This window comes from Bradyrhizobium sp. Ken01, assembly GCF_055807355.1.
On the sequence record NZ_JBVVPC010000138.1, the window covers coordinates 1 to 1,158 of the forward strand.

General features: G+C 62.6%; 1 protein-coding gene. It reads right to left on the minus strand.

The window, feature by feature from the left end:
• Positions 1–19: 19 nt before the first annotated feature.
• Positions 20–961 carry an IS110 family RNA-guided transposase gene (locus AC0L3S_RS39050; RefSeq protein WP_473265980.1) on the minus strand — a complete coding sequence of 314 codons (942 nt, stop codon included), beginning with the start codon at positions 959–961 and terminating at the stop codon, positions 20–22.
• Positions 962–1,158: the final 197 nt, after the last annotated feature.

Consider the following 1,158-nt stretch of genomic DNA (forward strand, 5'->3'; position numbering starts at 1 on the left):
TGAGCGACTATCTCTGTTGTCAAGTTGCATTGGCGTAGGCGGTGCGCGCATCGCGTGCCTTGGCGTTGAGGCGGACCAGGAGTTTGCGGGCGAGCGCGATGCGAATGACCATCTTTTCCTTTCCCGCAGCGACCAACCTCTTGCGGAAGTCGGCGAGGCTTTTGTCGTAGCGGGCGGCGGTGGCCGCGACGAGGAAGAGGATCGAACGGACCCCCTCGCGGCCCCCGCGGGTGGGTCGTTTGCCCTTTCGCTTACCGCTGTCATTTGCGATCGGGGCGAGGCCGGTAAGCTTGGCGATGGCCTTGTTCGACAGGATTCCGATCTCCGGCAGCTCGGCGTGCAGCCGGGCGACGGTCCGCCCTGCAACGCCCTTCACCTCGCGCCAGGACTCGGCGAGCTTTGCCCACAGCGGATCGTCGTCGATCATGGAAGCGATCTCCCCCTCGAGCTTGCGGGATTGGCGCTTCAGCAGGGCGATTACCTCGTCGATGCTCTCGCGCATTTCCGTGTTATCGAGCAGGCTGGCGCGACGCTGCTTCTGCACGATGAGATCGTCGGTAACCTGCCGGAGCCTTGCCACAAGGGCTTTCAGGCGCTGCTGGGCCCGGCTCGGCAGCGGGGTCGGAGCCAGGCTCTTGGCATCGGCGAAGCGGGCAATGACGGAGGAATCGATCCGGTCGGTTTTCTCCAGAATGCCCATCGCCTCGGCGTAGCGGCGGACGCTGCGAGGATTGGTCAACGCGCAGCTTATACCTCTCTCCCAGAGTTCGACGAATGGCCTTCGCTCATATCCGCCGCTGGCCTCCATGACCACCAGCTCCACGGCGTGTTCACGGCAGAACGCGGCCAACTTCGCAATGCCTGCCGTGTCGTTATCAAAGCTCGCGAACCGATGCCCGGGTTCGATGCAGACATCGAGCTTAGCTTTCGAAACGTCCACTCCACAAATCGTCTTCTTCACGGTAACCTGCCTTGTCCATGCGATTGGAACTCAAGCGACTGTTCGGTCGTACGTGACATGGCGAAGATCCCAGAGCTCACCCACGGTTGTAGCCGGAGGGGTAACGGGCGACATCGCCACGCGCCTTGGCCGGTGGCCACCGGCCAAGGCGCTAAGTCACTTCCATCGCACAAATGCTGGCCGTGCAGATACAAGGG